The sequence below is a fragment of the Lactobacillus mulieris genome, from assembly GCF_007095465.1.
GTDB lineage: Bacteria > Bacillota > Bacilli > Lactobacillales > Lactobacillaceae > Lactobacillus > Lactobacillus mulieris.
In genome coordinates this window covers 1-1,754 of the sequence record NZ_SDGL01000031.1, presented here as the reverse complement: position 1 = coordinate 1,754, position 1,754 = coordinate 1, and the positions used below count along the sequence as shown (strand labels likewise).

The 1,754-nt window shown below is 50.0% G+C and carries 1 rRNA gene; it reads right to left on the bottom strand.

Annotation, left to right across the window (positions count from 1 at the left end):
- Positions 1 to 103 precede the first annotated feature (103 nt).
- Positions 104 to 1,666: ribosomal RNA gene (locus ETI37_RS07695) — 16S ribosomal RNA — on the bottom strand.
- Positions 1,667 to 1,754 lie beyond the last annotated feature (88 nt).

Sequence of the window (1,754 nt, the reverse complement as noted above, 5' to 3'; positions counted from 1 at the left end):
TTGAGAGTTACTACTCTCAAAACTAAACAAAGTTTCTTTAGTGTGCTTCCGTACTCAGTGCCTTCTTTTAGTATCTCTACTCTCCAGCACCTTGCTTCCTTAGAAAGGAGGTGATCCAGCCGCAGGTTCTCCTACGGCTACCTTGTTACGACTTCACCCTAATCATCTGTCCCACCTTAGGCGGCTGGCTCCAAAGGTTACCTCACCGACTTTGGGTGTTACAAACTCTCATGGTGTGACGGGCGGTGTGTACAAGGCCCGGGAACGTATTCACCGCGGCGTGCTGATCCGCGATTACTAGCGATTCCAGCTTCGTGTAGGCGAGTTGCAGCCTACAGTCCGAACTGAGAACAGCTTTAAGAGATCCGCTTGCCTTCACAGGTTCGCTTCTCGTTGTACTGCCCATTGTAGCACGTGTGTAGCCCAGGTCATAAGGGGCATGATGACTTGACGTCATCCCCACCTTCCTCCGGTTTGTCACCGGCAGTCTCAATAGAGTGCCCAACTTAATGCTGGCAACTATTAACAAGGGTTGCGCTCGTTGCGGGACTTAACCCAACATCTCACGACACGAGCTGACGACAGCCATGCACCACCTGTCTCTTTGTCCCCGAAGGGAAAACCTAATCTCTTAGGTGGTCAAAGGATGTCAAGACCTGGTAAGGTTCTTCGCGTTGCTTCGAATTAAACCACATGCTCCACCGCTTGTGCGGGCCCCCGTCAATTCCTTTGAGTTTCAACCTTGCGGTCGTACTCCCCAGGCGGAGTGCTTAATGCGTTAGCTGCAGCACTGAGAGGCGGAAACCTCCCAACACTTAGCACTCATCGTTTACGGCATGGACTACCAGGGTATCTAATCCTGTTCGCTACCCATGCTTTCGAGCCTCAGCGTCAGTTACAGACCAGAGAGCCGCCTTCGCCACTGGTGTTCTTCCATATATCTACGCATTCCACCGCTACACATGGAGTTCCACTCTCCTCTTCTGCACTCAAGATTGACAGTTTCTGATGCAGTTCTTCGGTTGAGCCGAAGGCTTTCACATCAGACTTATCAATCCGCCTGCGCTCGCTTTACGCCCAATAAATCCGGACAACGCTTGCCACCTACGTATTACCGCGGCTGCTGGCACGTAGTTAGCCGTGACTTTCTGGTTGATTACCGTCAAATAAAGGCCAGTTACTACCTCTATCCTTCTTCACCAACAACAGAGCTTTACGATCCGAAAACCTTCTTCACTCACGCGGCGTTGCTCCATCAGACTTGCGTCCATTGTGGAAGATTCCCTACTGCTGCCTCCCGTAGGAGTTTGGGCCGTGTCTCAGTCCCAATGTGGCCGATCAGTCTCTCAACTCGGCTATGCATCATCGCCTTGGTAAGCCGTTACCTTACCAACTAGCTAATGCATCGCAGGTCCATCCTTTAGCGACAGCTTACGCCGCCTTTTAAACTTCTTTCATGCGAAAGTAGCTTTTATCCGGTATTAGCATCTGTTTCCAAATGGTATCCCAGACTTAAGGGCAGGTTACCCACGCGTTACTCACCCATCCGCCGCTAGCTTGTATCTATGTCCATTCCGAAGAATTTCAATAGGCAAGCTCGCTCGACTTGCATGTATTAGGCACGCCGCCAGCGTTCGTCCTGAGCCAGGATCAAACTCTCATTTTGAATTAAAATGAGCTCTTAGCTCAATCAGATTTTTTGATTTGTTATCTCAAATTTATTGCTTAACGAATTGACTTCGCTTTTGTTTGGG